A 25,751-nucleotide genomic window follows, 5' to 3' on the forward strand; every position below is an offset into this window, starting at 1 on the left:
TGCCGGCGACCCATCAGTTGCCCCTCTTGCGTCGGTCGGCAACCCACTGGTCCAGCGCCCATAACTCATAGCGGATCATACGTGACGGTTCAAGTCGGATGTAGGCAGGCCCGGTTCGGCTAGCCCGCATTCGCTTCATAGTCGATACCGATACACCGAGATAAATCGCGGCCTGTTCGGTGCTGAGCTTAGCTCTAGGATTCATGGTCGCCTTCCTGGAACAGCTGCTGCTGGCCGAAAGCCGATGATGGCTGATTGCTTGTTTTGCCTTGAATCTCGGCAACCCGGTCATTGACCCATCGGCGAAACTGCCGACTGTCCAGGCACCAGTTTTCACCGCGCCTGTAGACCATGAGACCCTCGGCCTGCAATCCCCGGAATTCAATGACAGTATTCAGTCCCAAAGGGCGAAAGCATTCCCTGGCTGTCAATTCGGTGGAACCGCAGCGGCTCGCTGCCTTGTCAATCCTGTCAGCCAGTACCATCAGTGAGTGGACTGTATTAACCGGTTGTGAATATGGGCTCAATGCTTCGCCGATAGTTACTTTCGTTGCCATCAGACCACCACCAGGTACTCGTAGGAGCGGCACCAGCGGGCCAGCATTCTTAGCGTGGTCTCGATGTCATAGGCTTTCTGGCCCCGGACTTTCAAAGTGTGCCTGGGCATGTGATTGTCATGAATCAGCTTCTGGACCTCATTGTCGGACAGACCAGATCGACGGATGATGGCCTGTCTGGTGACATACTTGACGCCCTGCTGCTTGAGTGAATCCAGATAGGGCAACAGGCTTCTGGTCTGCTGCCTGAGTGTTTCTTCAAAGGTAAGTTTTCCGATTCCCATGGTTAGGCTCCTTCCCTAGAGGTTGTGTTTGTGAGGACTTTTGGGTGGTGAGGTTAGAGAAGTCAAGACCTAGTCAGGCCCAGCAGCGATAGTTTCGGCTGGGTCTGACTGTGCAGGTCTTGGCAATGGCTTTCGGTATGGAGCCGGCCGTCGATTGCAAGAGCGTCCGAAGACGCCGGGAATGGTCCCGATGGGCAACCCACATGCGTGGTAGAGCTGCCAGATTCCGCCTTAATCAGCGTCACCCACCGGTCTGGAGCAGAACTTCGTCTCGAAAATAGCGCGACTGCCACGCGCCTGGCGTACCAGGTGCTCAATCCCGGCTAAGCGCCTAGGGCTCCGCCACACGGCCCATCAATGGCTTTCGGTTGTACATCGCTTACAGCCGGATTCGGCTACTGGGGCACCCAGTGCCCCGGCCAGCCGCCATGGACCAGCCTGTTATGTTCTGCAATGGCGTCGTTGGCCTGAGCCTTGAACGCTTTCAACTGGTCCAATGTCAGGACCATGACCTGGCGAATATCGCCGGTAGAGACCTCCACAGTGAACACGTCAGGGTAATCCCGGTTCATTGTTACATTCGTCTTCGTTGACATCACTCACCTCAGTCGGAGAGAAGCAGAACGGAACAGAATAGAGCGATGGCCAAGAGCTTCCAAAATCCCATGGTCAGAAAGATAAGAAGTACAGGCGAGACTAATAAGGCAATAGTTATCTTGTAAAAGGTCTTCACGGCCGGCCTCCGGGAATTGAAGCCTTCCTTCGACGTACACTGGGGTATGCATTGACAAATATCTGTTGAAAATGGCGGAAAGAGGGAAAAATATGGCCACGCATCTTGTGATGTCTACAAACGGGCACATTAGCCAACTTGAGTTCGCAAAGGAACCTGAGCCGTCTAACGCTGTCGGGGACGGTTTTATGATAGAGGCCAAGATTCCTGGTTACCGCAATACCCACACTGTTGTGGTCAATACAAACAATGTCGATTGGTATGCGTTTGTCAACTCTGAAGACGCCAATAACCCGAGATCCATTGCCTTGGCGGCTGAATAAAGATGACCTCTGGCCCGCTCTGAACCGGCGGGTCTTTTCTTTTTGCCTGTACTCTCTTATCGCTGCTTCTAGAGCTTTATTCTTTTTGCGCATCATGAGTGAACTCCCATTGGTTCACGCCCAAGGAGTTCATCAACGCTGATGTGGAATAGATCGGATAACTTTAAAACGTCATGAAGGGTGAATTGGGTGCGACCATTCATCTTTTGAGTTATCAGCGATGGTGTGCAACCCAGGTAGCGGGAGAGGTCAGTCCGGGACATGCCCCGCTCTCTGAGAAGGCTATTCAGCTTCGCTATGAACTGCGTGTAATTACCTAAGTGTAATTTAGTCATACTTAAACTATATGGCATTTTCTTTTTAGCGCAAGTTGGCCATTGCTAGTTTGCCAATAATTTGTTAAATAATGCTAAACTATTAAGTATGACTACAAAAACTAGGGAACGAAAAGCTACAACAAGTTCATTAGAGAGCGTCATAAGCATGAACATGAAAGTCGCTCTTGCCATTCGAAATAAGAGCCAGTCAGACCTCGCTCGCAGCATGGGGGTTTCAAGCGGCGTGATTTCCCAGAAAATGCACGGGACGACGGCCTGGACCATTTCAGATATGGAAAAGGCCGGTGAATTCCTAGGAATTCAACCGGCCAAATTTCTCGAACCCAACGGGCTTTTGGTAGCGGGGTCAGGATTTGAACCTGAGACCTCTGGGTTATGAGCCCAGCGAGCTACCGAACTGCTCCACCCCGCGTCGGCTGTTCAACACAGCAGTTATCTATGTTACGGATTCCAACGCACTTGTCAAGTCCGTGTGTGGGAAGGCCTGCGCTGGGCCATAATGGAACCATGCCTATCACCATCCCCACCGGGTTGCCGGCCAGATCCATCCTGGACTCGGAGCGCATATTCGCCCTTGAAAGCCACGAGGCGGAGCGCCAGGAGATGCGTCCGCTCAAGCTGGTCATCCTCAACCTGATGCCTGCCAAGGTGGAAACCGAGACCCAGCTGCTGCGGCTGATTTCCAAGTCGCCGCTTCAAGTGGAGATTGACTTTATGAAGACCTCCACCCATCAGGCCATGCACACCAGCATGGATCACCTGGTCAAGTTCTATGAGAATCTGGACTCATTCCAGGACAACTGTTATGACGGTCTGGTCGTGACGGGCGCCCCGGTGGAGCAGATGGACTTCGAGCAGGTCGACTACTGGGATGAGCTGACCCGTATTCTCGATTGGGCGTCCACCCACGTCTTCTCCACTATGTATTTGTGCTGGGGCGCCATGGCCGGGCTCTACTATCGCCACGGCATCGCCAAGCGCAACCTGGATCGCAAGGTCTTCGGGGTCTTCCCCCAGTACCTGCAAGACGAGTACTGCTTCATTACCAATGGCTTCGACGAGATCGCCCTGCAGCCCCACTCCCGCTGGGCCGGGGTGGATGAGGACCAGGTGCGTGCCTGCCCGGATTTGCAGGTGCTGACCTGGGGTCCTCAGTCAGGTTCCGGGCTCATCAGCACCCAGGATTTCTCAGAGATCTTCGTGCTGGGCCACTGGGAGTATGACCGTGGCACTTTGGCCCATGAGTACCAGCGCGACATGGCCAAGGGGCTGGATCAGGTGCCTTTCCCGGTCAACTACTACCCTCATGACGATCCCGGACTGGAGCCGGTATTCTCCTGGCGGGCCCATGCCAACCTGCTCTGGCGCAACTGGCTGAACTGGGTATACGAGACCACTCCCTACGACTTGGATCAGGTGCCGACTCTGCGGGCAGCGGGTCGATTAGGCACCGACAGATCCATCAGGCACGCTCCTGGACGCCCACGCGCCGACGGGTACCGGCCATTGGCTGGTGACGGATATGGGCTTATTCCTGGAGCTGTTAACGGTTGATGACGGTTGGATTAAATTCGTCATCAGCCTTCCCGCAGCGCGGGGCGGATTCGACCTTCGGCCACCATCTGTGACACACTGGATGAATCCATAGTTACCGTGGCTCTCGGTGTGGGCTACACTACCGATACGGTGCAGCCATGAGTCGCACACGCGCTATAGTGTTCACTGTGTCGTTCAGGAGGCGATAGATGCTAGAGGCAATGGGAAGTGAAGCTTTCAGTCTGGCCATGGCCAAGCCGAGTGAGCTGCCTTCCATCGATGATTTCCTGCCTCCTGAGATTCTTTTCCAGGGAACGCCCTTTGCCATGAATCGGATCATCCTGATCAGGTTCGTGGCCATGGTCATCATTCTTCTGGTGCTGGGGATCACAGCTGCAAGGGCCAAGCTGATCCCCTCCCGCTGGCAGGGAGCCATTGAGTGGGTCATCGAATTCATCCGTGACTCGGTCGTCTATGACACCTTGGGCGAAATTCGGGGCAAGCGCTACGTGCCCATGATCACGACCATCTTCTTGACCATCCTGGTCTTCAACCTTTGTGGCATCGTGCCAGGCATGAACATTGCGGCCACGGCCACTATCACCATGCCTCTGGTCTTCGCCATCTGGACTTTCTGCCAGTACATGGCAACGGGATTCCGGGAGCAGGGCGTCTGGGGCTACTTCAAGTCGGAGCTCTTCCCAGCGGGTGTGCCCTGGCCTCTCTATATTATTCTGACGCCTATCCAGCTCCTGGAGATGGTCATCGTCAAACCGGCCTCTCTGACCATTCGACTCTTTGCCAACATGATCGCCGGCCATCTGCTGGTGGCGGTTACCTTGGCCTTTACCCAGTTCTACATTGTCGAGGCCAGCAATAAGGTGTTGGCTCTGGCTGGCATGGGCTGGTTCGTTCTGGGCTTCGCCCTGACGGCCTTTGAAATCTTTGTGGCGGCACTTCAGGCCTATATCTTCGCCATCCTGACCACGGTCTACATCTCTATGAGTTACCCTGAGGAAGGTTGAGCGACAAGCCTGCGGTCGGAGTTTCGGACGGTCGCAGCCCACATATTCGGAGGTTCCGACCGGTAGACGGGGGTCGGGGCCGAACCACAATCCAAGAACCGGCAACGGTGGAGGAAAGGAAAATAAATGGACATCATCACACTTGCTGAGGTCTCCGGCAATCTGAGCATCCTGGGATATGGCATCGCAGCCCTCGGCCCCGCTCTGGGTCTGGGCATCGCCGTCGGCAAGACCGTCGAGAGCATGGCTCGCCAGCCCGAGATCAGCGGACAGCTGCGCACCACCATGTTCATCGGCCTGGCTCTGATCGAGGTGCTGGCCCTGCTGGGCTTCGTGGCGCTCTTCATCGCCTGAGCCGTGCGATTCTTGCATGATCCGGCTTCGATAAGGGAAAGGAGGAGCCAATGTACGCTCTAGCGGCAGGCAAGGGGATCCAGCTATTCATTCCCCAGCTCTATGACATTGTGTGGTCGCTGGTCATCCTGGTCATCCTGGCCGTCTTCTTCTACAAGTTCTTCATGCCCAAGTTCCAGGCCATCTTCGATGAGCGCTCGGCTAAGATCGAGGGCAACATCCAGAAGGCCACCAAGGCTAGAGAAGATGCGGATCAGGCCCGCAAGCAGTATCAGGATCAGCTGGGCAAGGCTCGTGTTGAGGCTTCCCAGATTCGGGATGACGCCCGGGCCGAGGCTTCCAGGATCGTGGCTGATGCCAGGTCCCGCGCCGAGACCGAGGCCAACCAGATCACTGAGAATGCCCAGCGCTCCATCCAGTCCCAGCAGCAGCAGGCCCTGGTCTCGCTCAAGGGCGAGGTAGGTACGCTGGCTACAGCTCTTGCAGGCAAGATTCTGGGCTCGCAGCTTCAGGATGATGCCGTGCAGTCCTCCATGATCGACTCGATCATCGCGGACCAGGGCGGACAGTCCTCGGACAAGCGGCAGGCATGATGACGGATCGGCGGATGACGGGAACGACCGTTCCGCGAAAGGGGAGGTGACATGCGGGGAGAGACTTCGCTGAGCTCCGACAAGGAGACCAGGGCAAAGTATGCTCCTTTGCTCAAGAGCAAGGGGAAGGATGCCCTCCATGTGGCTTCGGAGCTCTATGCTTTCGTGACTCTGCTTGATGCCAACAGGACTCTGGAGCGTGCACTGACCGATTCCTCCCGTCCGTCAGAGGACAAGTGGCGTGTGATCGACACTATCCTGGCTGACAAAGCTGATCCGCTGACTGTGGATATTCTCCATGATTTGGCTGATCATCAGTGGAGCCGTGTGGTGCACGTCGCCAACGCGGCTGAGGACATGGCGGTGGACGCAGCTGCCTACTACACCGATGCTCTGGGCATCACCAACCAGGTGGCCGGCGAGCTGGCGGAGATTCATTCGGCTCTGCTGGGCATGCCCCTGGTGCTCTTCCGGCTCTCCGACGAGTACAGTGACTCCAAGGCCCGAGCGGATCTGCTCAAGGCGCTCCTGGACGGGCAGCATTTGCATGAGGTCACCGAGCAGATGGCTCTGAACGCCACAATAGATCTGCGCGGACGGCGTTTTCCTGACACCATCGTCTGGCTGGTGGACCGCTTCTCCGAGCACATGGACCAGGTCATGGTCACCGTCACCACGGCGGTCTCCATGAAGGACGAGCAGGTCAGTCGTCTGCGGGAGGTCTACGGGCGCAAGCTGGGCAAGCCGGTTCACATCAACTCGGTGGTCGATCCATCGGTATTGGGCGGCATGAAGGTCCAGTACGGTTCGGTCTCCACAGACGGCACGGTGGCTACCCAGCTGAAGCACCTGAAGCGGCGGATGGCCGTAGCAGGATGAGCGGGGAACCGACAGACTTGAACAAGAACAGAAATAAGGAGTGATCATGGCAGAAATGACCATTGATCCCGCCGTGGTGCGCAAGGCGCTCGACCAGTTCGTCGAGTCCTACAAGCCGACGGACACCCCCACCCAGGAGGTGGGCTACGTCCGCACGGCTGGTGACGGCATTGCGCATGTGGAGGGACTGCCTGGTTGCATGGCCAACGAGCTGCTGACCTTCGAGGACGGCACGCTGGGACTGGCCTTCAACCTAGACGCCCGAGAGATCGGCGTGGTCATCCTGGGCGACTTCGCAGGCGTCGAAGAAGGCCAGGAAGTCCACAGGACCGGCGAGGTGCTTTCGGTGCCCGTCGGCGACGGCTATCTGGGGCGTACGGTCAACCCCTTGGGCGAGCCCATTGACGGCCTGGGCGAAATCAAGAGCGAGGGCCGCAGAATTCTGGAGGCTCAGGCCCCCGACGTCATGCACCGGCATCCCGTCGACGAGCCCTTGGCCACCGGCATCAAGGCCATCGACGCCATGACTCCTATCGGCCGCGGCCAGCGCCAGCTGATCATCGGCGACCGACAGACCGGCAAGACGGCCATTGCCATCGACACCATCATCAATCAGAAGCGCAACTGGGAGTCCGGAGACCCCAAGAAGCAGGTGCGGTGCATCTACGTGGCCATCGGCCAGAAGGGCACCACCATCGCCTCGGTCCGTTCCTCTCTGGAAGAGGCCGGCGCCATGGAGTACACCACCATCGTGGCCTCACCGGCTTCCGATTCCGCTGGCTTCAAGTACATAGCCCCCTACACAGGTTCGGCCATTGGCCAGCACTGGATGTACAACGGCAAGCACGTCCTGATCGTCTTCGACGACCTGAGCAAGCAGGCCGAGGCCTACCGGTCCATCTCCCTGCTGCTGCGTCGTCCGCCGGGGCGCGAGGCCTATCCTGGAGATGTCTTCTACCTGCATTCGCGTCTGCTGGAGCGTTGCGCGAAGCTCTCCGATGACCTGGGCGGCGGGTCCATGACCGGTCTGCCCATCATCGAGACCAAGGCCAACGACGTCTCGGCCTATATCCCGACCAACGTGATCTCCATCACCGACGGCCAGATCTTCCTGCAGTCCGATCTGTTCAATGCCAACCAGCGTCCCGCTGTGGACGTGGGCATCTCCGTCTCCCGAGTCGGCGGCGCTGCTCAGACCAAGGCTCTGAAGAAGGTTTCCTCGACTCTGAAGATCTCCCTGGCCCAGTACCGCTCCCTGCAGTCCTTCGCCATGTTCGCCTCCGATCTGGACGCGGCCTCCAAGGCCCAGCTGACCCGTGGCGCCAGACTGACCGAGCTGCTCAAGCAGCCCCAGTTCACGCCGTACTCCATGGAGAAGCAGGTCGTTTCCGTCTGGGTGGGCACCCACGGCAAGCTGGATGATTTGGACCTGGAGGACGTGCTGCCCTTCGAGTCCGGACTCCTTGACTATCTGGACCACAACACCGGCATCCTCAAGACCATCCGCGACACGGAGGACTTCACCGACGATACCGAAAAGGCCCTGGACAAGGCCGTGGACGAGTTCGCCAAGACCTTCGTGACCCACAAGGGCCAGACTCTGGACGGGCACAAGGCCGATCAGAAGCAGGAGCAACCGGTGGACGTCCAGCAGGAGAAGCTGGTGGCTGACGGCAAGAGCGGCAGCAAGGCCGGGAAGCGGTAGACCATGGCCTCACAACTCGCATTCAAGTCAAGGATCGCTTCCACTTCGGCATTGGAGAAGATCTTCAATGCCCAGGAGATGATAGCCTCCTCGCACATCGCCAAGGCCAGGACCGTGGCCATGGACGCGAAGCCTTACTCCGATGCGATCTTCGATGCAGTCCAGGCCCTGGTGGCCCACACGGACGACATCCGCCACCCCATTGTCAGGAAAGACGAGAAGAACCCGCGCGTGGCTGTGCTGGCGTTGACTGCCGATCGTGGCATGGCCGGGGCCTATACCTCCTCGGTCATCCGCGAGACTGAGTCCCTGTTGGCCCGACTGGACCAGCAGGGCCGACAGCCCCAGCTTTTTGTCTACGGTCGCCGCGGTGTCTCCTACTACCGCTACCGCAACCGCAGCATCGTCAAGACCTGGGAGGGCAACAGCGATCGGCCCGGTGTGGATGTAGCCAGGGAGATCTCCCAGGCACTGCTGGATACTTATATGACTCCAGCGGCCAAAGGCGGCGTCTCCGAGCTCTACATCGTCTTCACTGAATTCGTCAACATGGTGGTGCAGAAGGTTCGGGTGCTGCGCATGCTGCCCCTGGAGCTGATCAGGCCTGACCAGGAGAAGCCTGAAGAGGCCATTGACGCCCCCGTGCCGGACGACGGTCATGGACGCCAGAGCGACCGCTATGCGGCCCTCTACGGCTTCGAGCCCAGCCCCCAGGAGGTGTTGGATGCCGTTCTGCCCAAATACATTCAGTCGCGCATCCATGAATGCCTGCTCACTTCGGCCGCCTCGGAGACCGCAAGCAGACAGAATGCCATGCACACCGCCACTGATAACGCCAGGGGACTGATCGACGACCTGACCCGCAGGCTCAATGCCAGCCGTCAGGCGGCCATCACGCAGGAACTTACCGAGATCGTCGGCAGTGCCGATGCGCTCAACAAAGAGGAAGAGTAGGAACGCCAATGGTTGCACAGCAAGAACAGCCGACCACAGCGAGCCGCAAGCCGGATTCGGCCTCCAAGGGGCGCGTCACCCGAGTCCAGGGTTCGGTCATCGATGTGGAGTTCCCGGCAGGCCATCTGCCGGACATCTACAATGCCCTGACCGTGGACCTGAGCAAGTCCTCGAACACCGAGGGTGAGTCGCTGACCACCATCATGCTGGAGGTGGAGCAGCACTTGGGCGATTCCACGGTCCGTACCGTGGCTCTGAAGCCCACCGATGGTCTGGTTCGCGGTGCCACTGTCACCGATACAGGCGGGCCCATCATGGTGCCCGTGGGCGACGTGACCAAGGGGCATGTCTTTGATGTGGCCGGCAACATCCTCAATAAGAAAGAGGGTGAGCAGATCAAGGTCACCGAGCGGTGGCCCATTCATCGCAACCCGCCTGCATTCGATCAGCTGGAATCCAAGACCCAGATGTTCGAAACCGGCATCAAGGTCATCGACCTGCTGACCCCCTACGTGGAAGGCGGCAAGATCGGTCTGTTCGGCGGCGCAGGCGTGGGCAAGACCGTGCTCATTCAGGAGATGATCCAGCGCGTGGCGCAGAACCACGGCGGTGTCTCCGTCTTCGCTGGCGTGGGCGAACGCACCCGTGAGGGCAACGATCTGATCGGCGAGATGGACGAGGCTGGGGTGTTGGAGAAAACCGCACTGGTCTTCGGCCAGATGGACGAGCCCCCGGGGACCCGTCTGCGCGTGCCTCTGACCGCCCTGACCATGTCGGAGTACTTCCGCGACGTGGAGAACCAGGATGTGTTGCTCTTCATCGACAACATCTTCCGGTTCACCCAGGCTGGCTCCGAGGTTTCCACCCTGCTGGGCCGTATGCCTTCGGCCGTGGGTTACCAGCCCAATCTGGCCGACGAGATGGGCGCCCTGCAGGAGAGGATCACCTCCACCAGGGGTCACTCCATTACCTCCCTGCAGGCCATCTACGTGCCAGCGGACGACTATACCGATCCGGCACCTGCGACTACCTTTGCCCACTTGGACGCCACCACCGAGCTCAGCCGTGACATTGCCTCCCAGGGCATCTACCCGGCTGTGGACCCGCTGGCATCCACCTCCAGGATTCTGGATCCGCGCTATGTGGGGCAGGCTCATTACGACTGCGCCAACCGTGTCAAGGCCATTCTGCAGAGGAACAAGGAGCTCCAGGACATCATTGCTCTGATCGGCATCGACGAGCTGGGCGAGGAGGATAAGACCACGGTCAACCGCGCCCGCAAGATTGAGCAGTTCCTGGGCCAGAACTTCTACGTGGCAGAGAAGTTCACCGGTCGCAAGGGTTCCTACGTACCTGCGGACGAGACCATCGAGGCCTTCACCCGCATCTGCGACGGTGCATACGACGATGTGCCCGAGCAGGCATTCTCCGGCATCGGCGGCATCGACGACCTTGAGCACAAGTGGCACGATATGCAGAAGGAATACCGGTAGTCATGGCGGGCACTGGCAAGGCCTCCATGCAGGTCAACATCGTCTCGGCAGACAGGCCCATCTGGTCGGGTCAGGCGCGGTCGGTCACCGTGCCCGGCACCCAGGGGTCCATGGGCATCATGCCCGACCATGAGCCGGTGCTGGCCCTGCTGCAGGAGGGCAACATCCGGGTTCAGGCCACCGATGGCGGTCGTCAGTCCTTCCATGTGGACAGCGGATTCGCCTCTTTCGACAGCAACAAGCTGACTGTGGCCGTGGACCACTATCTGGAGGACGCTGGTCAGGGACAACACTCCTGACTTCTTTCCTTTCCGCCCGGCTGGTGCTCTTGCATCGGCCGGGCTTTTTCTTCTTCGCCCGGAACGGTGACTGATATATTGGCATCTGTGCGAATCATTGTTGCCGACTGCTCCGCCGAATACTCCGGGCGTCTCAATGCCAGCCTGCCGCCGGCCAGACGTGTCCTGCTGATCAAGGCTGACATGAGCTGTCTGATCTTTTCTGAATTGGGCTCCTACAAGCCTCTGAACTGGATGTGCGCCCCCTGCACCATCAGAGAGATCGAACCCGAGGGGACGGACAAAGACGGCACAGGCGCCAAGGCTGACCCCGTGTCTGGGACTGGGCCGGATGAGGTAGCCGAAGCTGCTGCGCCCGATGCGCTGATCGCCCAGGAGCAGGATCAGGACCAGTGTCGGCCTGTCCGCAAAGTTCTGCGCGTTTCGGCCGTGAAATCCAGCGACGTGCTCACCATCAGGCTCTATCAGATCTATGCCGACGACAGCTACGACTTGGGGACCGATCCGGGATTGGTCAAAGACGGTGTGGAAGCACATCTGCAGCGTTATCTGGCCGAACAGATCGACCGCATCGGGCCGGGAGCCACCCTGGTGCGCCGTGAGTATCCCACGCCCATCGGCCCTGTGGACATCATGGCCGTGGACGGCCAGGGGCAGCATGTGGCCATCGAGATCAAGCGGCATGGCGGCATTGACGGGGTGGAACAGCTGACCCGCTACTGCCGCCTGCTCAATCGAGATCCTCTGCTGGCTCCTGTTCGCGGGATCTTCGCAGCTCAAACCATTACTCCCCAGGCCAGGGTCCTTGCCGAGGATAGGGGATTCGAGTGTCTGATCCTGGACTACGAGGCCATGAAGGGCGCTGACAGCGACGAGCTGACCCTCTTCTGAGGCAGTTTTTCCAGTTTTGCATTGTCAATATGTCAGGTAGCTCACATAGATGCCTCTCTGCCCTGCAAGGGCAGAAAAGCTACTAGATATTGGGGTTTATGGCCTGACACGCCACTACAGGTGGTATTGTGCTTGCGCCCTGGAGTGTGTAGAGTGCAATCATCAGGTTCCAAGCAAACGGATATAGAGCTTGGAATATCGCGGCTACATTTCAGGGAGAGGCGATCATGTCCATCACGGTCTACACCAAAGCGCACTGTCCCCAGTGTGATGCCACCAAGCGTCAGCTGACCAAGCAGGGGCTGGAGTTCGAGCAGGTGGATCTGACCGAGGATCAGACCTTGATCGACCAGTTCATCGCCCAGGGATTTAAGCAGACCCCCATCGTAGTCACTGACCAGGAGACGTGGAGCGGGTATCGCCCCGATCTGATCAGGAAGGTAGCACAGAGCGCCAAGGTCTTGGCCTGATCAAAAGACTCGGAGCCCGGTTCACGAATATGTGGACCGGGCTTTTTTCATAACTTGGTGAGCAGCAGGGTTGATCGAAAACACAGTGTGCGCCTACTCGCTTAGTAGATGCTTGGTAGGCAGGCAGTTGGCTGATCATTGTTCTGCAAGCGCTTGTTGAGATGGCTGCGGCATGATTATGGATCGCCGTCCAGGTCGCTGTGAGAGCGGATGATAACGCGGTATCCGGTATTCGTATATCGAAAAGCAGCGGAAAGCAGTTCGCGTTCTCTAGGATTGTCGATTGCATGCCTCAAGCGGTGGCCAAGGTGTTCGGCTATCGTGCAGGCGATGGACAGACAGCGGGCAGTCGGCGGGAAGCAGTGAAGAGGAGACGATGAACAGGACTCAAGCAAGTAGGGAGGTGAGGGCATGAATTGGACCTTCATGGCGCAGAATCTGCACTTCTTCGTCAACGCGGCCTATGTCACGGTCTTCATATCCTTCTTTGGCGTGGTGTTTTCCATGCTGATCGGGCTGGTCTGCGCCGGACTGGAGGTCTTCAGAATCCCTTTGCTCTCGCAGGCAGCCAGGATATACATCGAGTTGTCGAGAAACACCCCGCTCCTGGTTCAGCTCTATTTCCTCTACTTCGGGTTGCCCAAGCTCGGGGTCAATTGGAGCGCCCAGACCTGCGCCATCGTCGGGCTGGCTTTCCTGGGCGGCTCCTACATGGCCGAAGCCATGCGTGGCGGACTGGAGGCGGTGCCTCGGGTGCAGATGGAGTCAGCCTGCGTCCTGGGATTCACCCGAGGCCAGACCCTGTCCAGGATCGTGCTGCCCCAGGCCCTGAGCAGCGCCATACCGGGCGTGGTGGCCAACATCATCTTCCTGATCAAGGAATCCTCGGTGGTCTCGGCCATCGCTCTGGCCGACGTCATGTATGTCACCAAGGATCTGATGGGCACCTCCTACGACACTTACGAGTCATTGACCCTGCTCATCGTCACCTATCTGGTCATTCTGCTGCCCATCTCCGTCATCGGGACCGTTCTTGAGCGGAGGTTCGACTATGCACGGCGTTGAGGTGCTCTTCCAGCCAGGGGTCATGCCCAGGCTCTTCCAGGGGCTTTGGGTGACCGTCTGGATAGCCGGCGTCTCGGTCCTGCTCTCCCTGCCCTTGGGGTTGGTGGTCGGATGGCTGATGACCCTGCGCAACCCCCTGATTCGCTTCCTGATGAGGATCTATCTGGACTTCATCCGCATCATGCCCCAGCTGGCCCTGCTCTTCATCGCCTTCTACGGGCTGTCCAGGGCATGGAACCTGAATTTGGATGCCACTGGTGCCTGCCTGCTGGTCTTTGTGCTTTGGGGCGGGGCCGAACTGGGTGACCTGGTCCGAGGGGCCTTGGAGTCCATCCCCCGCACCCAGGTGGAGTCGGCCTACGTACTGGGACTGGGATCTTGGCAGACCTTCTCTAGGATCATCCTTCCGCAGGCCCTGCGTCAACTGTTGCCTGCCAGTGTCAACCTGGCCACCAGGATCGTCAAGACCACCTCCCTGGCCGCCCTGCTGGGCGTCATCGAGGTCATCAAGGTCGGCCAGCAGATCATCGACGCCAACCGATTCGCTTATCCGCAAGCGACTCTGTGGATCTACGGGGTGATCTTCTTTATGTATTTCTTTATCTGCTGGCCCCTGTCCCTGGCGGCCCGGCATCTGGAAAAGAGGTGGGCCCATGACTGAGGGGCAAACGACGGCGAACCAGCCACAGGATGACCAGGAGGAACGGGCGGTGCTGACCGTGGAGCATCTGGTCAAGCAATATCCGCGGGCGCAGAGCCCTGTGCTCAATGACATCTCCTTTCAGGTGCCCAAGGGCAAGGTCTTTGTGGTCCTGGGCCCGTCGGGTTCAGGCAAGTCCACCCTGTTGCGGACCATAGCCGGATTGGAGCCCATACAGGGCGGCCGCATCCTTCTGGACGGTCAGGTGGTGGAGACCGGTCACCCCCTGGGCAAGCACAGCGGAGGTCCTGGCGGCCTTATGTCAGGCAGTCGCAGCTCCGACCTGCGCACCAGGATCGGCATGGTCTTCCAGAGCTACGATCTCTTCCCCAACAGGACTGTTCTGGACAACGTGACTCTGGCACCCGTCCTGGTTCAGAAGCGCAAGCGGGACCAGGCTCGTCAAGAGGCTCTGGAGCTGCTGGATCGGGTGGGTCTGGCCGACCGCCGGGATGCCTGGCCCAGCCAGCTCTCGGGCGGCCAGCGGCAGAGGGTGGCCATCTGCCGGGCGCTCATCCTCCACCCCGAGATCATGCTCTTCGACGAGGTGACCGCGGCTCTGGATCCAGAGATGGTCCGCGAGGTCCTACAGGTCATTCTGGAGCTGGCCGACCAGGGGTTGACCATGATGATCGTCACCCACGAGATGGCCTTCGCCAGAGGCATCGCCGACCACATCGTCCTCCTGGATGGAGGCTCGTTAGTCGAGCAGTCCGACGACCCAGAGGTCTTCTTCACTCACCCGGCCACTGACCGGGCGCAGCGCTTCCTGTCCACCTTCACCTATGAGCGCAGGCGGGATCAGGACCAGGATCAGGAGTCCCAATGAGGGCTTCGCATATTCGTCCGGCGGTCTTCGCCGGAACCGCCCCCAAGGGCGGCCATAGGAAAGAGAACAGGAAAAGAGGGATCATGACCGCAAGGGTAGTGAACCGATTGATACGGGCGACGCTGGCCACGGGGGCGACGATCGCGATAATGGCTTCCATGGTGGCCTGCGGCCCTTCGGCGGCCACCCCCAGTGATGCTGGAAGCGGCTCGGCAAGCAGCTCCGGCTCCTTGTCAGCATCCGGGTCTGCGCGCACCCCGGAGCAGATCACCAAGTCCGGCAAGCTCAGGGTGGCGGTCTTCACCGACAAGGCCCCCTTCGGCTATGTGGACAAGGACGGCAAGAACCAGGGCTACGATGTGGTCCTAGCCGAGCGCCTGGCCAAGGATCTGGGCGTCAAGCCCGAATACACCTCGGTTGACCCGGCCGCTCGCGTGGACGTGCTATCCAGCAACAAGGTAGACGTGGTTCTGGCCAACTTCACAGTCACCGATGATCGCGCTCGCAAGGTGGACTTCGCCAAGCCCTATATGAAAGTCTACCTGGGCGTGGTCTCCCCGGATTCGGCACCTATCAAAAATGTCAAGGAGCTCAATGGCAAGACTCTGATCATTGCCAAGGGGACCACGGCTGAGCCCTATTTCGAGCAGCACTACCCGGAAGTCAAGCTGCAGAAGTACGACCAGTACGCCGACGCCTACAACGCCCTGCTGGACCACCGCGGCGATGCCATGAGCACCGACAACACCGAGGTGCTGGCCTGGGCCAAGGCCAACAAGGGCTTCTCAGTGGGGATCACCAAGCTTGGAGACGAGGCGGTCATCGCTCCGGCTGTGCGCAAGGGGAACAAGCCTCTGCTGGACTACATCAACAAGGAGCTGGAGAAACTGGGACAGGAGCGGTTCTTCCATGAGGATTACCGCAAGACCCTGGAACCGGTCTACGGCAGCGCAGCCAACCCCGACGAGATTGTGGTCGAGGGCGGCAAGGACTGATCTGCCGACTGACTTATGACAGGGCCTGCACCCATTCGAATGCAGCTGGATGGGTGCAGGCCCTGCCTGTCTGAGTTGGTGGATTGGCTGAATCAGTAGGCGGCCAGGATGTCGACCACGAAGATCAGGGTCGAATTGGCCGGGATGCTCTGCTGCTTCTGGCTGCCATAGCCCAGGTCGGGCGGAATGACCAGAAGAACCTGAGAGCCCACCGTCTGGCCGGCCAGACCCTGCTGCCAGCCTTTGACCACTTGGTCCAGGCTGAAGTCGCTGGCCTGACCCCGGTCCCAGGAGGAGTCGAACTGCTTGCCATCGGAAGCCAGCCAGCCGGTGTAGTTGGCGCTGACGCTCTGATGCTGGCCGACCTTGGTGCCATTGCCCTTGATCAGGGGCTGGACCACCAACCCTCCCTTGGGTTGGTAGCCGTTGAGATCCAGGGAGGGCTTGCCCTTGCTGTCCAGACTGATCTTGGGCAGGTCGCTGGGCAGGTCGGTCACCTTCTGACCCTGGGCGCGGGTCAGGTTCTTAGAGCGGGAGACGAAGGTAAGGGCCATGATATAGGAGTCGGTCGCCTGGCTGTTGCCGCCGGAGCCTGACTCATTGATGCCCACGGCCACAGTGGAGTTGACCTTGAGGCCCTTGAAGGTGTCATAGTATGCCGGAATGGATTTTTTGCTGATGACAAGGGAGCACTCCGGGCCGCTCTTGTCCCAGGTGGAGCTGATTACCTTGCCGGTCTTGGCATCCAAGGCCAGGCCTCTTGTGCATACGCGATCCCCATCGCGGATGACCTCGCCATTGCCCTCCTGGATGACCTGATGGGCCTGGTTCTCGACCTTGAAGGGAGTCTTGAAGCTGACGTCGGGCTTGCTGCCAAGTTTGCCGCTGGCCGATACGCCCTGCATGGTGTCTCCTGAGTGGCTGCCCCCGTCGGATCTTCCGCCGCAGGCCGACAGCCCGAGACATAGAGCCAGAGCGGTCATGATGCCCAGCAGGCGCCTGCTGTCTGATTTCCTTGCGATGATGGTCATAGAAGACCAGTTTAGGGCTTATGGGTGATTTCCCTGTGTTGGAACCGGATCATAGGGAGCCGACGGTAGAATGTCGATAATATGGAGCAAGTACCCGAGGAAACCGATGAGATGACGCGGCCTGGCAAGCCTTCGCGCCACAGCACGATTATGCGCGGCATCGTCACCCCCATCTTCGGACTGCTGGCTGTAGCGGCCATTGTGCTGGGAATTCTCAACGCCACGGTCTGGAAGCCTTCGGCTCACGTGGATGCACATGCGCGCACGAACGCAACCTATGTAGTGACCGATCCAGGCGTGCTTCCCCTGGTGGACAGCAGAGTGACCATGCGTGTGGATGCGGTGCCGGCTGGGACCTCCGGATCCGCAGGTGACAATTCACAGAAGCCCACCGTCTGCATGGCTCTGACTACGGCAAAGGATGCGGCTGGCTGGACGGCCGGACATAACGTGGCCCGGGTGCGCGGCCTGGATGATTGGCAGACCCTGTCCGTCAGCAGGGACTCCAGCCCCGGCAAGGCCGTCAAAAATGATCAGGGCGTGGCATTTCAGGATTCGGATATGTGGAAACAGGCCACCTGTGAAGAGAGCGGCGTGTCCATGTCCCTGAAGACCAACGACCCGCAGGCCGTTCTGCTTGTGGAGGTTCCCCAGGGCCACTCCCTGGGGCTGGAGATGCTCTGGCAACGAGACAAGCTGCCCAATTTCGCCATGCCTTTCTACTTTGCCGGTGGGCTGTTGGCCCTGCTGGCCCTTCTTTCGGCCACGGTCTTCGCCATGGAGCCGGCTAAACGCCGCAAGCAGACCGAACCTGGACAGGAGGCCAAGGAATCTCCCGAAGTCAGCGTAGCCCAGGCGCTGCGTACCGCCATTCTGCCTAATCTGGGACATCGGCGCGACTCGGCTTCGGGTCGGCGTCGGCGTCACGCTCGTGGTCAGGAGCGGCAGGGGGATCCGGAATCCCCGCTCAAGTCTCCGACGGTGATTGATCCGCGCAACCGGAACCTGGTCGCCGATCGCCAGGAGAATGGCGATGGTCGCACCGTCAGCGGCGACCGGGGTGCCGACGATGTGTCGTCCACCACGGTCATCAGCGATCAGGAGATGGCTTCCTACCTGGCCAGGTTTGCCCACGAGGGGAAGGAAGACCGATGAGCATGAACAAGCCGATGAACAGGGTGGAAGCTGCAGCGGCGCTGGCCTTGTCTCTTGCCCTGCTGCCCGGGTTGTCGGGTTGCGAGGGACAGGTTCCCCAGATCCGCCAGACCGAAACTCAGAGCACTGCGACCGCCGCCCCTGCACCCAACCTGACTGCGGCCCAGGAGGCACGGATCCGTAAGAGCATCGGGACGGTTCTGGATCAGGCCAACGCATCCAAGGACCCGGCCGGGCTGGCCCAACGAGTCAGCGGTCCTCAGCTGGAGATACGCACCAGCGAGTTGACCATCGCCAAGGCCACTGGGCAGCTGGACCCCAAGACGACCATTCCTGCCACCATCGCCCAGACGGTCATCCCCGGTGATCCGGGCTGGCCGCGCTCGGTTTTCTCGATTACCACCACTACGCAGGATCAGCAGTCCAAGCGCCTCTTGGTTCTGGACCAGGAGTCCGCCCATGAGAACTACAAGCTCTGGGGGGTGGCCCGACTCTTCCAAGGGGCCCAGTTGCCCAAGTTCCCGGTGGACACTATCGGCGCCAGGATGGGGCAGGGCGACGATCAGGGGCTCAAGGCCACGCCGGCGGAGGCCGTGAGCCGCTATGCCGACCTTCTGCAGAATCCCCAGAGCAGCAAGTACGCCGAGGAGTTCGCCCAGGATGACTTCCGCACTTCCCTGGGTACGCTGACTCAGGTGGTTCAGCAGGGAATCGAAGCCAACAAGGGCAGCCAGTCGCAGACCTTCACTCCGGCACAGGGGCAACTGCGGGTCATGCACTCCTCCGATGGGGGAGACCTGGTCGTGGCCCGCATCGATTCCGTTTGGACCAGGCAGGCGGGCGAGGGCCGCGAGTCCTCGCCGGCCTCGGATGCCGAGAAGGCCCTTTTCGGGCAGGGCAAGCCCACCAGCACCATGAAGGTCACTTATGTCAATGTGATCGCCCTCTATGTGCCTTCGGCAGACTCGCATGAGCCTATCAGGGCTGTGGGTGCCGAGCGTGAGCCCATCAAGGTGGAAGCAGTCTGAACGGCGGGATTGCGCTAGGTGAACGCCCGGTCCTTGGACTAGATTGGCTTGCAGGAGTATGCAATCCAGAGCGGGCCGAAGCTGCAGTCGGCAACCGCGAGGTTAAGGAGGACTGACATGGCGAACAAGGACGGGCAGGGGCAGCCGGGCGTCTCGCTGGCAGGAGCGGTCGACTTGGGCGCGCTCAAGCACCAAGTTGATGCTCAGCCAGGCCAGCAGGGCGGTGCGCCAGCTGCAGGTGGCTACGTGATTGATACCACGGAGGCCAGTTTCCAGGCTATGGTTCAGACCTCAGCCACATTCCCCATTCTGATTCTGCTCTGGGTGCCCACTGACGATCGCCTCTTCCCCTTGGCTACGCGCCTGGCTCAGGCCGTCAACGCCCAGGAAGGGCGCATTCAGCTCTCACGCATTGACATTGCATCTAATCCGCAGATCGCCCAGACCTTCCAGGTGCAGGGAGCCCCGGCCCTCTTCGCCCTGCTGGCCGGCCGGCCCATGCCAATCCTGCAGGGGCTGCCCACCGATGAGGAGATGAACCAGATCACCGATCAGCTCATTCCCCAGGTGGTCCAGATGGCGCAGAAGGCCGGCATCACCGGCAGCGCCCCCTATCAGGAGACCAACGATCAGCGGGAGGACGATCAGTCCGGCCAGGCAGCGGCTGATGCTATTCCACCTGCCCATCAGGAGGCCCACCGACTGGCTCAAGAGGGCGACTATGCAGCTGCAGCCGAGGCTTACGGCAAGCTGCTTCAGGCCGATTCGACCGACGATCTGGCCAAGCGTGAACAGGCCAAGTGTCTGCTGATGGCCCGTTCAGCTCAAGCCGATGTCCGCAAGGTCCGTCAGACGGCTGCTGATGCTCCTGACGATCTGCAGGCCCAGTTGGATGTAGCTGATGTGGACATGATCGGCGGTCAGATTCAGGATGCCTTCGATCGTCTGCTGGACTTTCTGGCCAGGCACCGGGATCAGACCGATCCCATCCGCCGTCGCTTGCTGGAGTACTTCGTCATTCCTGAACCTACAGATCCTCGACTGGCCAAGGCACGTCGCCGCCTGTCCACGCTGATGTACTGATCAGGCTGCCGGGCTCCGGCCGACATTGGCTGGCTTGCAGTCAGGACTCATGGTTCCCATCAAAGTTGGTCAGGAAGCGCGGTCCTTGGGCTTTTAGCTCCCGGTCGAAGTCTGCCGCCCAGTCGCCGAAGGGGTGGTCAGCCAGCCCGTCGTTGGAGAATCGAGCATCGTCGGTGATCTCTGTGGCGCAAAAATCAGGGATGGTCAGGTCAGTCACCGGCCCGGTCCGTTCCACTTCGGCCACCACCAGGGGGGCATTGCCGTCCCCGAAGACATCCAGGTTCCACCAGTCCTCGTCCAGCCAGACTCCATATCGGTTCTTGACAATGGGAATGCCGCCGCGCAGGATCAGCTCCAGCGCGATTCCCGGATCGATGGCCCGTTCGGCCTCGTAGCGAGTGCCGCCGACGGAGGGGCCCTTGGCTGTCATGGAGGCGGCGTCGAAATGATCGCCTTCCTCGAGCAGGGTGTGCAGGGCATCGGTTCGGGGCGTCATGGGTATCACCGGGCTCACTTGGCCCTGCAGACGCACCCGAAGGGCGAAGTTGTCCTCATGTACGTAGTAGCTCTGCACGATCAGGGTCGGCCGACTCTCCCCGAGCAGCTCCCGAGGAAGGTTCCGACAGAAAAATCTGCGCTCGAATTCGAAATCGTCCTCGTCCTCATTCATGGCCATGCATCCCATGGTACGGTAGGCCGGGCGCGGCCACCATCCGCTGTCCGCAGCACACCTCAAAGTCCAGGTATGTGAAGGTCGCTTGTGATGGCCGGGTGAAGGAACTAAAGTGTGAATCATCCCGAGAGAAGATCATCCGGGAATGTTGGCGGCTTCGTGCCACCGCATGAGGATGCAATGGCGCAACCGGGGCGGTGACACGAAGTCTTGCCATCACGATACCTATCAAATGCGCGGAATCTTGGGGTAACACGCCGAGAACGGCAGGAGCTGGGCCAACACGTCAAGACGCGCATGGGTGCAAAAATGCACAAAGTGTCCTAGTATGGTTTCTGTTGTCCACTGGAAAGTGGCTGTCGGGTTCGTAGCTCAGCGGATAGAGCGTCTGTCTCCGGAACAGAAGGTCGAGGGTTCGAATCCCTTCGAGCCCACCAGAATAAACCTCTGCGTGATCCAAGCACTTAGAGGGTCTCTTTCAGATGATTGTTCCTTTCCGGATGTCATGCATCAAGTCACGTGTCAGATCAAATCCGTGCGCGATATGTGTGGTGAATCACTAAGCTTTTGAGGAACATGGCCCTTGGCCCGCTTGTGTCCTCGTTTTCAGGTGCCATAGTGAAAGGGTAAGACCGAACGTCGGGGAGGACAGGCGTTTCCGCGTTGTGGCGGAGCCTCCTTTCCGCGGTGAAGCAAAGGAGATCACATGGCCAATCGAATCAATGCAGGGGATGCCGTCCTTCACGTCCTGGAGCAGTGGGGGGTGCCGCGCATCTACGGTCTGCCCGGCGGCTCCTTCGACTCCATGATGAATGCCATCCACAATGAACGCGAACGCATCGACTTCATCCAGGTCCGTCATGAGGAGGCCGGAGCCCTTGCTGCCGCCGGAGAGGCCAAGCTGACCGGTCGGATCGGCGTCTGCTTCGGCTCGTCGGGTCCCGGTGCTGTCCACCTGCTCAACGGCCTCTACGATGCCCGTGAGGACGGCGTGCCGGTGCTGGCCCTGGTGGGCGAGGTGCCCCAGGCCTTTATGAACATGGACTTCTTCCAGGCCATGGACGAGGTGCCTATCTTTACCGACGTGGCCGTATTCGCCCGGGCCGCCACCAACGCCCAGGGGCTGCCGGCCCTGGTGGATGAAGCCATCCGCCGCGCCTATGCCAGTCACGGGGTCTCCGTGGTCATCATCCCCAAGGACCTGGCCTGGGCCGAGATCGACGACCGCCCGGTGGCATCTGCGCCTAACTTCCGCAAGCCGGAACCTCTGAAGCCCCCAGCCGACCAGGTCAGCAAGGCAGTGGAGATCATTCAGTCCGCCAAGGCGCCGCTGCTCTACTTCGGCCAGGGTGCTGCCGGGGCCCGCGATGAGCTGGTCGCCATGTCCGAACGCTTCAAGATGCCCATGGTCTCCACCTTCCCTGCCAAGGGGATCGTGGAGGACACCTATCCTGCCTACCTGCAGTCGGCTGGACGTGTGGCCACCAAGACCGCCACGGAGGCTATCTACACCTCGGATCTGACGGTCTGGGTGGGTTCAGACAACCCCTTCGGGTCCATGTTCGTCACTCCCAACACCAAAGTCATCCAGATCGATCTGAACCCGGTCAAGCTGGGCAAGCGCTTCCAGGCCAACGTAGTCCTGGCCATCCAGGCCGATGCCCGCGAGGCCCTCAAGGCAATAACCGCTGCCGGCCAGGACCAGGAGGAGTCCGTCTTCTACAGGGCTTGTCTGCGCAGCAAGGAGAACTGGGACCAGTGGCTGGCCTCCTTTAATGAAGACACCCGCACGCCTCTAAGGCCCGAGCCTGTCTACCACGTCATCGATCAGCAGCTTGAGGACAATGACATCGTTATCCCCGACGTGGGCAATGTGGACATTGACTTCCTGCGTCTGCTGCATCTGAAGCCCACCAATCGCTGGACCGTGTCTGGCAAGCACGCCACCATGGGCTACGCTGTGCCGGCTGCCTTGGCCGCCAAGCTGGAGCATCCGGAATCGACTGTTTACTCCCTGAGCGGCGACGGCGGATTCGCCATGCTCGGCGAGGAGGTGCTGGCCCAGCTCAAGTACCATGCACCGGTCATCAACGTGGTCTTCTCCAACCAGTCCTTGGGCTACATCGAGGCTGAGCAGCGCGACGACAGCCATCAGCCTCTGAGCGGAGTGGACCTGCCCGACACCGACTGGGCCAAGGTCGGCGAGGGCATGGGTGCCTTGGGCTTCACCGTGCGCACGGTGGCCGATGCCCGTTACGCCTTTTCCGAGGCCCGCAAGGCCGATAGGTCTTCGGTCATCGACATCAAGCTGACAGGGGCCAGCCCTCTGGACACCCGCTACATGCGGTTCCCGGAGACCTGCTCGGATCCGGACCAGGTCGAGAACTTCGTCAAGACCTACGAGGCCGGCGATCTGCACTCCCTGGCCTACTGGATGGGTCAGGAGGCTCGCAAGGGCTGAGACTGGTGCCGTTTCCGCCGGGCGGACACTCCTATAGTGGACGGTGTCCGCCCGGGGCTTCGGCTCGGCATGGGTGCGGCGGACCTGAAGAAAGGACGGACCCATGGAAGATGGACCGGAAGAGATCGGCACGCCATATGCGCCCCAGGCCTTGGGAGCTTACAGTCAGGCTGTGAAGGCCGGGGGGTTTGTCTTTGTCTCAGGACAGCTGGGCATCGACCCGGACAGCGGCGATCTTGTGGAGGGCACTGCGGCTGACCAGGCCACCCAGGCCCTGAAGAACATCAAGAACATTCTGGATGCAGCCGGCACCGGTATGGAGAAGGTGGTCAAGGCCACCATTCTTATGCGGCGGGTGGAGGATTTCGCCGAGGTAGACCAGGCCTACTCCCAGGTTTTCATTGGCTCGGTGCGGCCGGCCCGCGTGGCTTTTGGAGGTGCGGACATCCCCAAGGGGGCCCTGGTCGAGATCGAGGTTGTGGCATTGGCCTAAGACAAGCCGGTTGCTGGTCCCCGCCGTCGCTAGACTTGGGGGCATGAGTCCTGAAGCACTTGCCCGTATCATCTCTTCGACCGCCGTTCAGATGGCCCAGTCGGGCCACCTGGGAAACCTGGAGCCTGACATGGTTCCTGATGCCGACCGTCTGGCGGTCATGCGCCCCAAGGACCGCTCCCACGGGGATTGGTCCACCAACATCGCCATGCAGCTGGCCAAGAAGGCCGGCATGAGGCCTGCCGAGCTGGGGCAGGCCTTGGCTGAGGCCCTGCGGGAAGTCGACGGGATCGCTCAGGTGGACGTGGCAGGTCCTGGCTTCATCAATATCGCCTTGGACTCGGCCTCGGCAGCTGCTGTGGTCGATGCCGTCCTGGAAGCGGGATCCGCTTTCGGAAGCAACGATCACCTGAGCGGGCGCACACTCAATCTGGAATTCGTCTCAGCCAACCCTACGGGCCCCATCCATATCGGCGGCACACGGTGGGCGGCAGTGGGCGACTCCATGGCCCGGGTCCTGGAGGCCAACGGCGCCAAGGTGGTCAGAGAGTATTACTTCAATGATCACGGCACGCAGATCGACCGCTTCTCACGCTCGCTGGTAGCGGCGGCTCATGGTGAGCCCGTGCCCGCTGACGGCTACAAGGGCTCATACATTGATGAGATCGCCTCGCGGGTGGTCAAGGAAGCCGCCGACCAGGGGCAGGACATCCTGGCCATGCCCAGGGTGCGCGACGAGGATGGCGCCGAGGGTGACAGCCCCCAGCGCGAGGCCTTCCGCACCCGAGCCGTGCCTATGATGTTCGCCGAGATCCAGCAGTCCATGCGTGACTTCCGGGTCAATTTCGATGTCTGGTTCCATGAGAACAGCCTGTATGAGTCCGGCCAGGTGGACCGGGCCATTGAGGAGCTGCGGGCCAAGGGCGACATCTTCGAGAAGGACGGGGCTACCTGGTTCCGCTCCACCGCCTACGGCGACGACAAGGACCGGGTGATCATCAAATCCGACGGCCATGCAGCCTACGTGGCGGCCGACATCGCCTACTATCTGAACAAGAGACGCAGGGCCAAGGATCCCTGCGACGAGGCCATCTACATGCTGGGCGCCGACCATCACGGCTACATCGGCCGAATGATGGCCATCTGTGCGGCCTTCGGGGACACTCCCGGTGTGAACATGCAGATCCTGATCGGCCAGCTGGTCAACGTCATCAAGGATGGCCAGGCCGTGCGCATGAGCAAGCGGGCAGGCAACGTGGTCACCATCGACGATCTGGTGGATGCCGTGGGCGTGGATGCTGCCCGATATTCCCTGGCCCGCACCGACTACAACCAGAGCGTGGACATCGACTTGGACCTGCTGGCCTCGCATACCAATGACAATCCCGTCTACTACGTGCAGTACGCGCACGCCCGCTCTAAAAACGTGGATCGGAACGCAGCCCAGGCGGGTATCGACCGTTCCGGGGCTGATCTGTCCCTGCTGGACACTGCGGCCGATAACGATGTTCTGGGCGTCTTGGCCCTCTACCCCAATGTTGTTCAGACGGCAGGCGACCAGAAGGCCCCCCACCGGGTGGCCCACTACCTGGAGCAATTGGCCGGGGTCTATCACCGCTGGTACAACCTAGAGCGCGTGGTGCCCATGGAGCCGACCGGCCGGGCGGATTTGGACCAGGACGAGGACAGGAATCCACAACCAGCTCGGGCGGCGGCGCGTCTGCGGCTCAATGACGCCGTGCAGCAGGTCATCGCCAACGGTCTGGGACTGCTGGGAGTCCAGGCCCCGGACCGCATGTAATCT

30 protein-coding genes and 2 tRNA genes are annotated in these 25,751 nt (G+C 60.2%); 24 read left to right on the forward strand and 8 right to left on the reverse strand.

The annotated features are described in order from the left end of the window. Nucleotides 1–13: 13 nt before the first annotated feature. The 4 genes from ACGG9J_RS05875 to ACGG9J_RS05890 form a co-directional block, all read right to left on the reverse strand. Nucleotides 14–292: a helix-turn-helix transcriptional regulator gene (locus ACGG9J_RS05875; protein ID WP_390135325.1), complete on the reverse strand. Its 279-nt coding sequence runs from the start codon at nt 290–292 to the stop codon at nt 14–16. Further along, a complete protein-coding gene (locus tag ACGG9J_RS05880; protein WP_390135360.1) occupies nt 195–557 on the reverse strand; it encodes a hypothetical protein in 363 nt (120 codons plus the stop codon). The genes ACGG9J_RS05875 and ACGG9J_RS05880 overlap by 98 nt, the downstream gene beginning before the upstream one ends. Beyond that, nucleotides 557–841: a hypothetical protein gene (locus tag ACGG9J_RS05885; protein ID WP_390134465.1), complete on the reverse strand. Its 285-nt coding sequence runs from the start codon at nt 839–841 to the stop codon at nt 557–559. The genes ACGG9J_RS05880 and ACGG9J_RS05885 overlap by 1 nt, the downstream gene beginning before the upstream one ends. Nucleotides 842–1,236: 395 nt before the next feature. Next, complete coding sequence (locus ACGG9J_RS05890; RefSeq protein ID WP_390134467.1) at nt 1,237–1,437, reverse strand: hypothetical protein; 201 nt, start codon at nt 1,435–1,437, stop codon at nt 1,237–1,239. Nucleotides 1,438–1,666: 229 nt separating this feature from the next. Here ACGG9J_RS05890 and ACGG9J_RS05895 point away from each other — a divergent pair, with 229 nt between their 5' ends. Beyond that, on the forward strand, nt 1,667–1,897 hold the full coding sequence (locus tag ACGG9J_RS05895; protein ID WP_390134469.1) for a hypothetical protein: 231 nt from the start codon (nt 1,667–1,669) through the stop codon (nt 1,895–1,897). 92 nt (nt 1,898–1,989) lie between these two features. Here the strand turns inward: ACGG9J_RS05895 and ACGG9J_RS05900 are convergent, their stop codons facing one another. Beyond that, nucleotides 1,990–2,250 (reverse strand): helix-turn-helix domain-containing protein, encoded by a 261-nt coding sequence (locus ACGG9J_RS05900; RefSeq protein WP_390134471.1) that lies wholly within the window; start codon nt 2,248–2,250, stop codon nt 1,990–1,992. A 136-nt stretch (nt 2,251–2,386) separates the two neighbouring features. Here ACGG9J_RS05900 and ACGG9J_RS05905 point away from each other — a divergent pair, with 136 nt between their 5' ends. Beyond that, nucleotides 2,387–2,614 (forward strand): helix-turn-helix domain-containing protein, encoded by a 228-nt coding sequence (locus ACGG9J_RS05905; RefSeq protein WP_390135326.1) that lies wholly within the window; start codon nt 2,387–2,389, stop codon nt 2,612–2,614. Here ACGG9J_RS05905 and ACGG9J_RS05910 read toward each other — a convergent pair. Then, nucleotides 2,571–2,647 (reverse strand) — tRNA-Met (locus ACGG9J_RS05910). The genes ACGG9J_RS05905 and ACGG9J_RS05910 overlap by 44 nt on opposite strands. Before the next feature lie 95 nt (nt 2,648–2,742). Between ACGG9J_RS05910 and ACGG9J_RS05915 the strand changes: the two genes are divergently transcribed. From ACGG9J_RS05915 to ACGG9J_RS05985, 15 genes are all read left to right on the forward strand, one after another. Then, nucleotides 2,743–3,789 (forward strand): homoserine O-succinyltransferase, encoded by a 1,047-nt coding sequence (locus ACGG9J_RS05915; protein WP_390134473.1) that lies wholly within the window; start codon nt 2,743–2,745, stop codon nt 3,787–3,789. A 191-nt stretch (nt 3,790–3,980) separates the two neighbouring features. Continuing rightward, the gene (gene atpB, locus ACGG9J_RS05920) at nt 3,981–4,796 is read left to right on the forward strand and encodes a F0F1 ATP synthase subunit A (protein WP_390134475.1); all 816 of its coding nucleotides are present in this window, start codon (nt 3,981–3,983) and stop codon (nt 4,794–4,796) included. A 126-nt stretch (nt 4,797–4,922) separates the two neighbouring features. Further along, complete coding sequence (gene atpE, locus ACGG9J_RS05925; protein WP_015022486.1) at nt 4,923–5,150, forward strand: ATP synthase F0 subunit C; 228 nt, start codon at nt 4,923–4,925, stop codon at nt 5,148–5,150. 50 nt (nt 5,151–5,200) lie between these two features. Next, the gene (locus ACGG9J_RS05930; protein ID WP_390134479.1) at nt 5,201–5,743 is read left to right on the forward strand and encodes a F0F1 ATP synthase subunit B; all 543 of its coding nucleotides are present in this window, start codon (nt 5,201–5,203) and stop codon (nt 5,741–5,743) included. A gap of 51 nt (nt 5,744–5,794) precedes the next feature. After that, on the forward strand, nt 5,795–6,622 hold the full coding sequence (locus ACGG9J_RS05935) for a F0F1 ATP synthase subunit delta (RefSeq protein WP_390134481.1): 828 nt from the start codon (nt 5,795–5,797) through the stop codon (nt 6,620–6,622). Between the two features lie 46 nt (nt 6,623–6,668). Beyond that, a complete protein-coding gene (gene atpA / locus ACGG9J_RS05940) occupies nt 6,669–8,327 on the forward strand; it encodes a F0F1 ATP synthase subunit alpha (protein WP_390134483.1) in 1,659 nt (552 codons plus the stop codon). Between the two features lie 3 nt (nt 8,328–8,330). Further along, nucleotides 8,331–9,281 (forward strand): F0F1 ATP synthase subunit gamma, encoded by a 951-nt coding sequence (locus ACGG9J_RS05945; RefSeq protein ID WP_390134485.1) that lies wholly within the window; start codon nt 8,331–8,333, stop codon nt 9,279–9,281. Nucleotides 9,282–9,289: 8 nt separating this feature from the next. Continuing rightward, nucleotides 9,290–10,774 (forward strand): F0F1 ATP synthase subunit beta, encoded by a 1,485-nt coding sequence (gene atpD / locus ACGG9J_RS05950; RefSeq protein ID WP_024626877.1) that lies wholly within the window; start codon nt 9,290–9,292, stop codon nt 10,772–10,774. Between the two features lie 2 nt (nt 10,775–10,776). Beyond that, nucleotides 10,777–11,073 (forward strand): F0F1 ATP synthase subunit epsilon, encoded by a 297-nt coding sequence (locus tag ACGG9J_RS05955; RefSeq protein ID WP_390134488.1) that lies wholly within the window; start codon nt 10,777–10,779, stop codon nt 11,071–11,073. Nucleotides 11,074–11,160: 87 nt separating this feature from the next. Next, nucleotides 11,161–11,964 (forward strand): endonuclease NucS, encoded by an 804-nt coding sequence (gene nucS / locus ACGG9J_RS05960; protein WP_390134490.1) that lies wholly within the window; start codon nt 11,161–11,163, stop codon nt 11,962–11,964. Nucleotides 11,965–12,191: 227 nt separating this feature from the next. After that, nucleotides 12,192–12,434, forward strand: coding sequence for a glutaredoxin-like protein NrdH (gene nrdH / locus ACGG9J_RS05965; protein WP_390134492.1), 243 nt, complete (start codon nt 12,192–12,194; stop codon nt 12,432–12,434). Between the two features lie 411 nt (nt 12,435–12,845). Continuing rightward, the gene (locus tag ACGG9J_RS05970) at nt 12,846–13,499 is read left to right on the forward strand and encodes an amino acid ABC transporter permease (RefSeq protein WP_390134494.1); all 654 of its coding nucleotides are present in this window, start codon (nt 12,846–12,848) and stop codon (nt 13,497–13,499) included. Further along, nucleotides 13,486–14,160 (forward strand): amino acid ABC transporter permease, encoded by a 675-nt coding sequence (locus tag ACGG9J_RS05975; protein WP_390134497.1) that lies wholly within the window; start codon nt 13,486–13,488, stop codon nt 14,158–14,160. Before ACGG9J_RS05970 ends, ACGG9J_RS05975 begins: the two co-directional genes overlap by 14 nt. Further along, complete coding sequence (locus tag ACGG9J_RS05980) at nt 14,153–15,028, forward strand: amino acid ABC transporter ATP-binding protein (protein ID WP_390134499.1); 876 nt, start codon at nt 14,153–14,155, stop codon at nt 15,026–15,028. The genes ACGG9J_RS05975 and ACGG9J_RS05980 overlap by 8 nt, the downstream gene beginning before the upstream one ends. 83 nt (nt 15,029–15,111) lie before the next feature. Continuing rightward, a complete protein-coding gene (locus ACGG9J_RS05985) occupies nt 15,112–16,023 on the forward strand; it encodes a cysteine ABC transporter substrate-binding protein (protein ID WP_390135327.1) in 912 nt (303 codons plus the stop codon). Between the two features lie 92 nt (nt 16,024–16,115). Here the strand turns inward: ACGG9J_RS05985 and ACGG9J_RS05990 are convergent, their stop codons facing one another. Beyond that, a complete protein-coding gene (locus tag ACGG9J_RS05990; protein WP_390134501.1) occupies nt 16,116–17,054 on the reverse strand; it encodes an FKBP-type peptidyl-prolyl cis-trans isomerase in 939 nt (312 codons plus the stop codon). Between the two features lie 81 nt (nt 17,055–17,135). On the opposite strand from ACGG9J_RS05990, the gene ACGG9J_RS05995 reads away from it, so the two are divergent. The 3 genes from ACGG9J_RS05995 to ACGG9J_RS06005 all read left to right on the forward strand — a co-directional run bounded on the left by ACGG9J_RS05995 (nt 17,136) and on the right by ACGG9J_RS06005 (nt 20,320). Then, nucleotides 17,136–18,209 (forward strand): hypothetical protein, encoded by a 1,074-nt coding sequence (locus tag ACGG9J_RS05995; RefSeq protein WP_390134503.1) that lies wholly within the window; start codon nt 17,136–17,138, stop codon nt 18,207–18,209. Between the two features lie 2 nt (nt 18,210–18,211). Then, entirely contained in the window at nt 18,212–19,237 is a 1,026-nt protein-coding gene (locus tag ACGG9J_RS06000) for a hypothetical protein (RefSeq protein WP_390135328.1), read from the forward strand. A 117-nt stretch (nt 19,238–19,354) separates the two neighbouring features. Then, the gene (locus ACGG9J_RS06005; RefSeq protein WP_390134505.1) at nt 19,355–20,320 is read left to right on the forward strand and encodes a tetratricopeptide repeat protein; all 966 of its coding nucleotides are present in this window, start codon (nt 19,355–19,357) and stop codon (nt 20,318–20,320) included. 40 nt (nt 20,321–20,360) lie between these two features. Here ACGG9J_RS06005 and ACGG9J_RS06010 read toward each other — a convergent pair whose 3' ends face one another. Next, nucleotides 20,361–20,990, reverse strand: coding sequence for a CYTH domain-containing protein (locus ACGG9J_RS06010; protein WP_390135329.1), 630 nt, complete (start codon nt 20,988–20,990; stop codon nt 20,361–20,363). Nucleotides 20,991–21,354: 364 nt separating this feature from the next. On the opposite strand from ACGG9J_RS06010, the gene ACGG9J_RS06015 reads away from it, so the two are divergent. The 4 genes from ACGG9J_RS06015 to argS all read left to right on the forward strand — a co-directional run bounded on the left by ACGG9J_RS06015 (nt 21,355) and on the right by argS (nt 25,748). After that, nucleotides 21,355–21,430 (forward strand) — tRNA-Arg (locus ACGG9J_RS06015). Nucleotides 21,431–21,699: 269 nt separating this feature from the next. Next, a complete protein-coding gene (spxB, locus tag ACGG9J_RS06020; protein WP_390134506.1) occupies nt 21,700–23,454 on the forward strand; it encodes a pyruvate oxidase in 1,755 nt (584 codons plus the stop codon). A gap of 103 nt (nt 23,455–23,557) precedes the next feature. Next, on the forward strand, nt 23,558–23,947 hold the full coding sequence (locus ACGG9J_RS06025; RefSeq protein ID WP_390134508.1) for a Rid family detoxifying hydrolase: 390 nt from the start codon (nt 23,558–23,560) through the stop codon (nt 23,945–23,947). A gap of 43 nt (nt 23,948–23,990) precedes the next feature. Beyond that, nucleotides 23,991–25,748, forward strand: a complete 1,758-nt coding sequence (gene argS, locus ACGG9J_RS06030; RefSeq protein WP_390134510.1) for an arginine--tRNA ligase — start codon at nt 23,991–23,993, stop codon at nt 25,746–25,748. Nucleotides 25,749–25,751 lie beyond the last annotated feature (3 nt).

It is taken from the genome of Bifidobacterium apicola (genome assembly GCF_042846865.1).
Lineage (GTDB): Bacteria > Actinomycetota > Actinomycetes > Actinomycetales > Bifidobacteriaceae > Bombiscardovia > Bombiscardovia apicola.

What these genes read in the sequence shown, in the direction of transcription:
- ACGG9J_RS05875 (WP_390135325.1), bottom strand. Translation starts at nt 292, where the DNA reads ATGACCGGGTTGCCGAGATTCAAGGCAAAACAAGCAATCAGCCATCAT.
- ACGG9J_RS05880 (WP_390135360.1), bottom strand. Translation starts at nt 557, where the DNA reads ATGGCAACGAAAGTAACTATCGGCGAAGCATTGAGCCCATATTCACAA.
- ACGG9J_RS05885 (WP_390134465.1), bottom strand. Translation starts at nt 841, where the DNA reads ATGGGAATCGGAAAACTTACCTTTGAAGAAACACTCAGGCAGCAGACC.
- ACGG9J_RS05890 (WP_390134467.1), bottom strand. Translation starts at nt 1,437, where the DNA reads ATGTCAACGAAGACGAATGTAACAATGAACCGGGATTACCCTGACGTG.
- ACGG9J_RS05895 (WP_390134469.1), top strand. Translation starts at nt 1,667, where the DNA reads ATGGCCACGCATCTTGTGATGTCTACAAACGGGCACATTAGCCAACTT.
- ACGG9J_RS05900 (WP_390134471.1), bottom strand. Translation starts at nt 2,250, where the DNA reads ATGCCATATAGTTTAAGTATGACTAAATTACACTTAGGTAATTACACG.
- ACGG9J_RS05905 (WP_390135326.1), top strand. Translation starts at nt 2,387, where the DNA reads ATGAAAGTCGCTCTTGCCATTCGAAATAAGAGCCAGTCAGACCTCGCT.
- ACGG9J_RS05915 (WP_390134473.1), top strand. Translation starts at nt 2,743, where the DNA reads ATGCCTATCACCATCCCCACCGGGTTGCCGGCCAGATCCATCCTGGAC.
- atpB (WP_390134475.1), top strand. Translation starts at nt 3,981, where the DNA reads ATGCTAGAGGCAATGGGAAGTGAAGCTTTCAGTCTGGCCATGGCCAAG.
- atpE (WP_015022486.1), top strand. Translation starts at nt 4,923, where the DNA reads ATGGACATCATCACACTTGCTGAGGTCTCCGGCAATCTGAGCATCCTG.
- ACGG9J_RS05930 (WP_390134479.1), top strand. Translation starts at nt 5,201, where the DNA reads ATGTACGCTCTAGCGGCAGGCAAGGGGATCCAGCTATTCATTCCCCAG.
- ACGG9J_RS05935 (WP_390134481.1), top strand. Translation starts at nt 5,795, where the DNA reads ATGCGGGGAGAGACTTCGCTGAGCTCCGACAAGGAGACCAGGGCAAAG.
- atpA (WP_390134483.1), top strand. Translation starts at nt 6,669, where the DNA reads ATGGCAGAAATGACCATTGATCCCGCCGTGGTGCGCAAGGCGCTCGAC.
- ACGG9J_RS05945 (WP_390134485.1), top strand. Translation starts at nt 8,331, where the DNA reads ATGGCCTCACAACTCGCATTCAAGTCAAGGATCGCTTCCACTTCGGCA.
- atpD (WP_024626877.1), top strand. Translation starts at nt 9,290, where the DNA reads ATGGTTGCACAGCAAGAACAGCCGACCACAGCGAGCCGCAAGCCGGAT.
- ACGG9J_RS05955 (WP_390134488.1), top strand. Translation starts at nt 10,777, where the DNA reads ATGGCGGGCACTGGCAAGGCCTCCATGCAGGTCAACATCGTCTCGGCA.
- nrdH (WP_390134492.1), top strand. Translation starts at nt 12,192, where the DNA reads ATGTCCATCACGGTCTACACCAAAGCGCACTGTCCCCAGTGTGATGCC.
- ACGG9J_RS05970 (WP_390134494.1), top strand. Translation starts at nt 12,846, where the DNA reads ATGAATTGGACCTTCATGGCGCAGAATCTGCACTTCTTCGTCAACGCG.
- ACGG9J_RS05975 (WP_390134497.1), top strand. Translation starts at nt 13,486, where the DNA reads ATGCACGGCGTTGAGGTGCTCTTCCAGCCAGGGGTCATGCCCAGGCTC.
- ACGG9J_RS05980 (WP_390134499.1), top strand. Translation starts at nt 14,153, where the DNA reads ATGACTGAGGGGCAAACGACGGCGAACCAGCCACAGGATGACCAGGAG.
- ACGG9J_RS05985 (WP_390135327.1), top strand. Translation starts at nt 15,112, where the DNA reads ATGACCGCAAGGGTAGTGAACCGATTGATACGGGCGACGCTGGCCACG.
- ACGG9J_RS05990 (WP_390134501.1), bottom strand. Translation starts at nt 17,054, where the DNA reads ATGACCATCATCGCAAGGAAATCAGACAGCAGGCGCCTGCTGGGCATC.
- ACGG9J_RS05995 (WP_390134503.1), top strand. Translation starts at nt 17,136, where the DNA reads ATGGAGCAAGTACCCGAGGAAACCGATGAGATGACGCGGCCTGGCAAG.
- ACGG9J_RS06000 (WP_390135328.1), top strand. Translation starts at nt 18,212, where the DNA reads ATGAACAAGCCGATGAACAGGGTGGAAGCTGCAGCGGCGCTGGCCTTG.
- ACGG9J_RS06005 (WP_390134505.1), top strand. Translation starts at nt 19,355, where the DNA reads ATGGCGAACAAGGACGGGCAGGGGCAGCCGGGCGTCTCGCTGGCAGGA.
- ACGG9J_RS06010 (WP_390135329.1), bottom strand. Translation starts at nt 20,990, where the DNA reads ATGAATGAGGACGAGGACGATTTCGAATTCGAGCGCAGATTTTTCTGT.
- spxB (WP_390134506.1), top strand. Translation starts at nt 21,700, where the DNA reads ATGGCCAATCGAATCAATGCAGGGGATGCCGTCCTTCACGTCCTGGAG.
- ACGG9J_RS06025 (WP_390134508.1), top strand. Translation starts at nt 23,558, where the DNA reads ATGGAAGATGGACCGGAAGAGATCGGCACGCCATATGCGCCCCAGGCC.
- argS (WP_390134510.1), top strand. Translation starts at nt 23,991, where the DNA reads ATGAGTCCTGAAGCACTTGCCCGTATCATCTCTTCGACCGCCGTTCAG.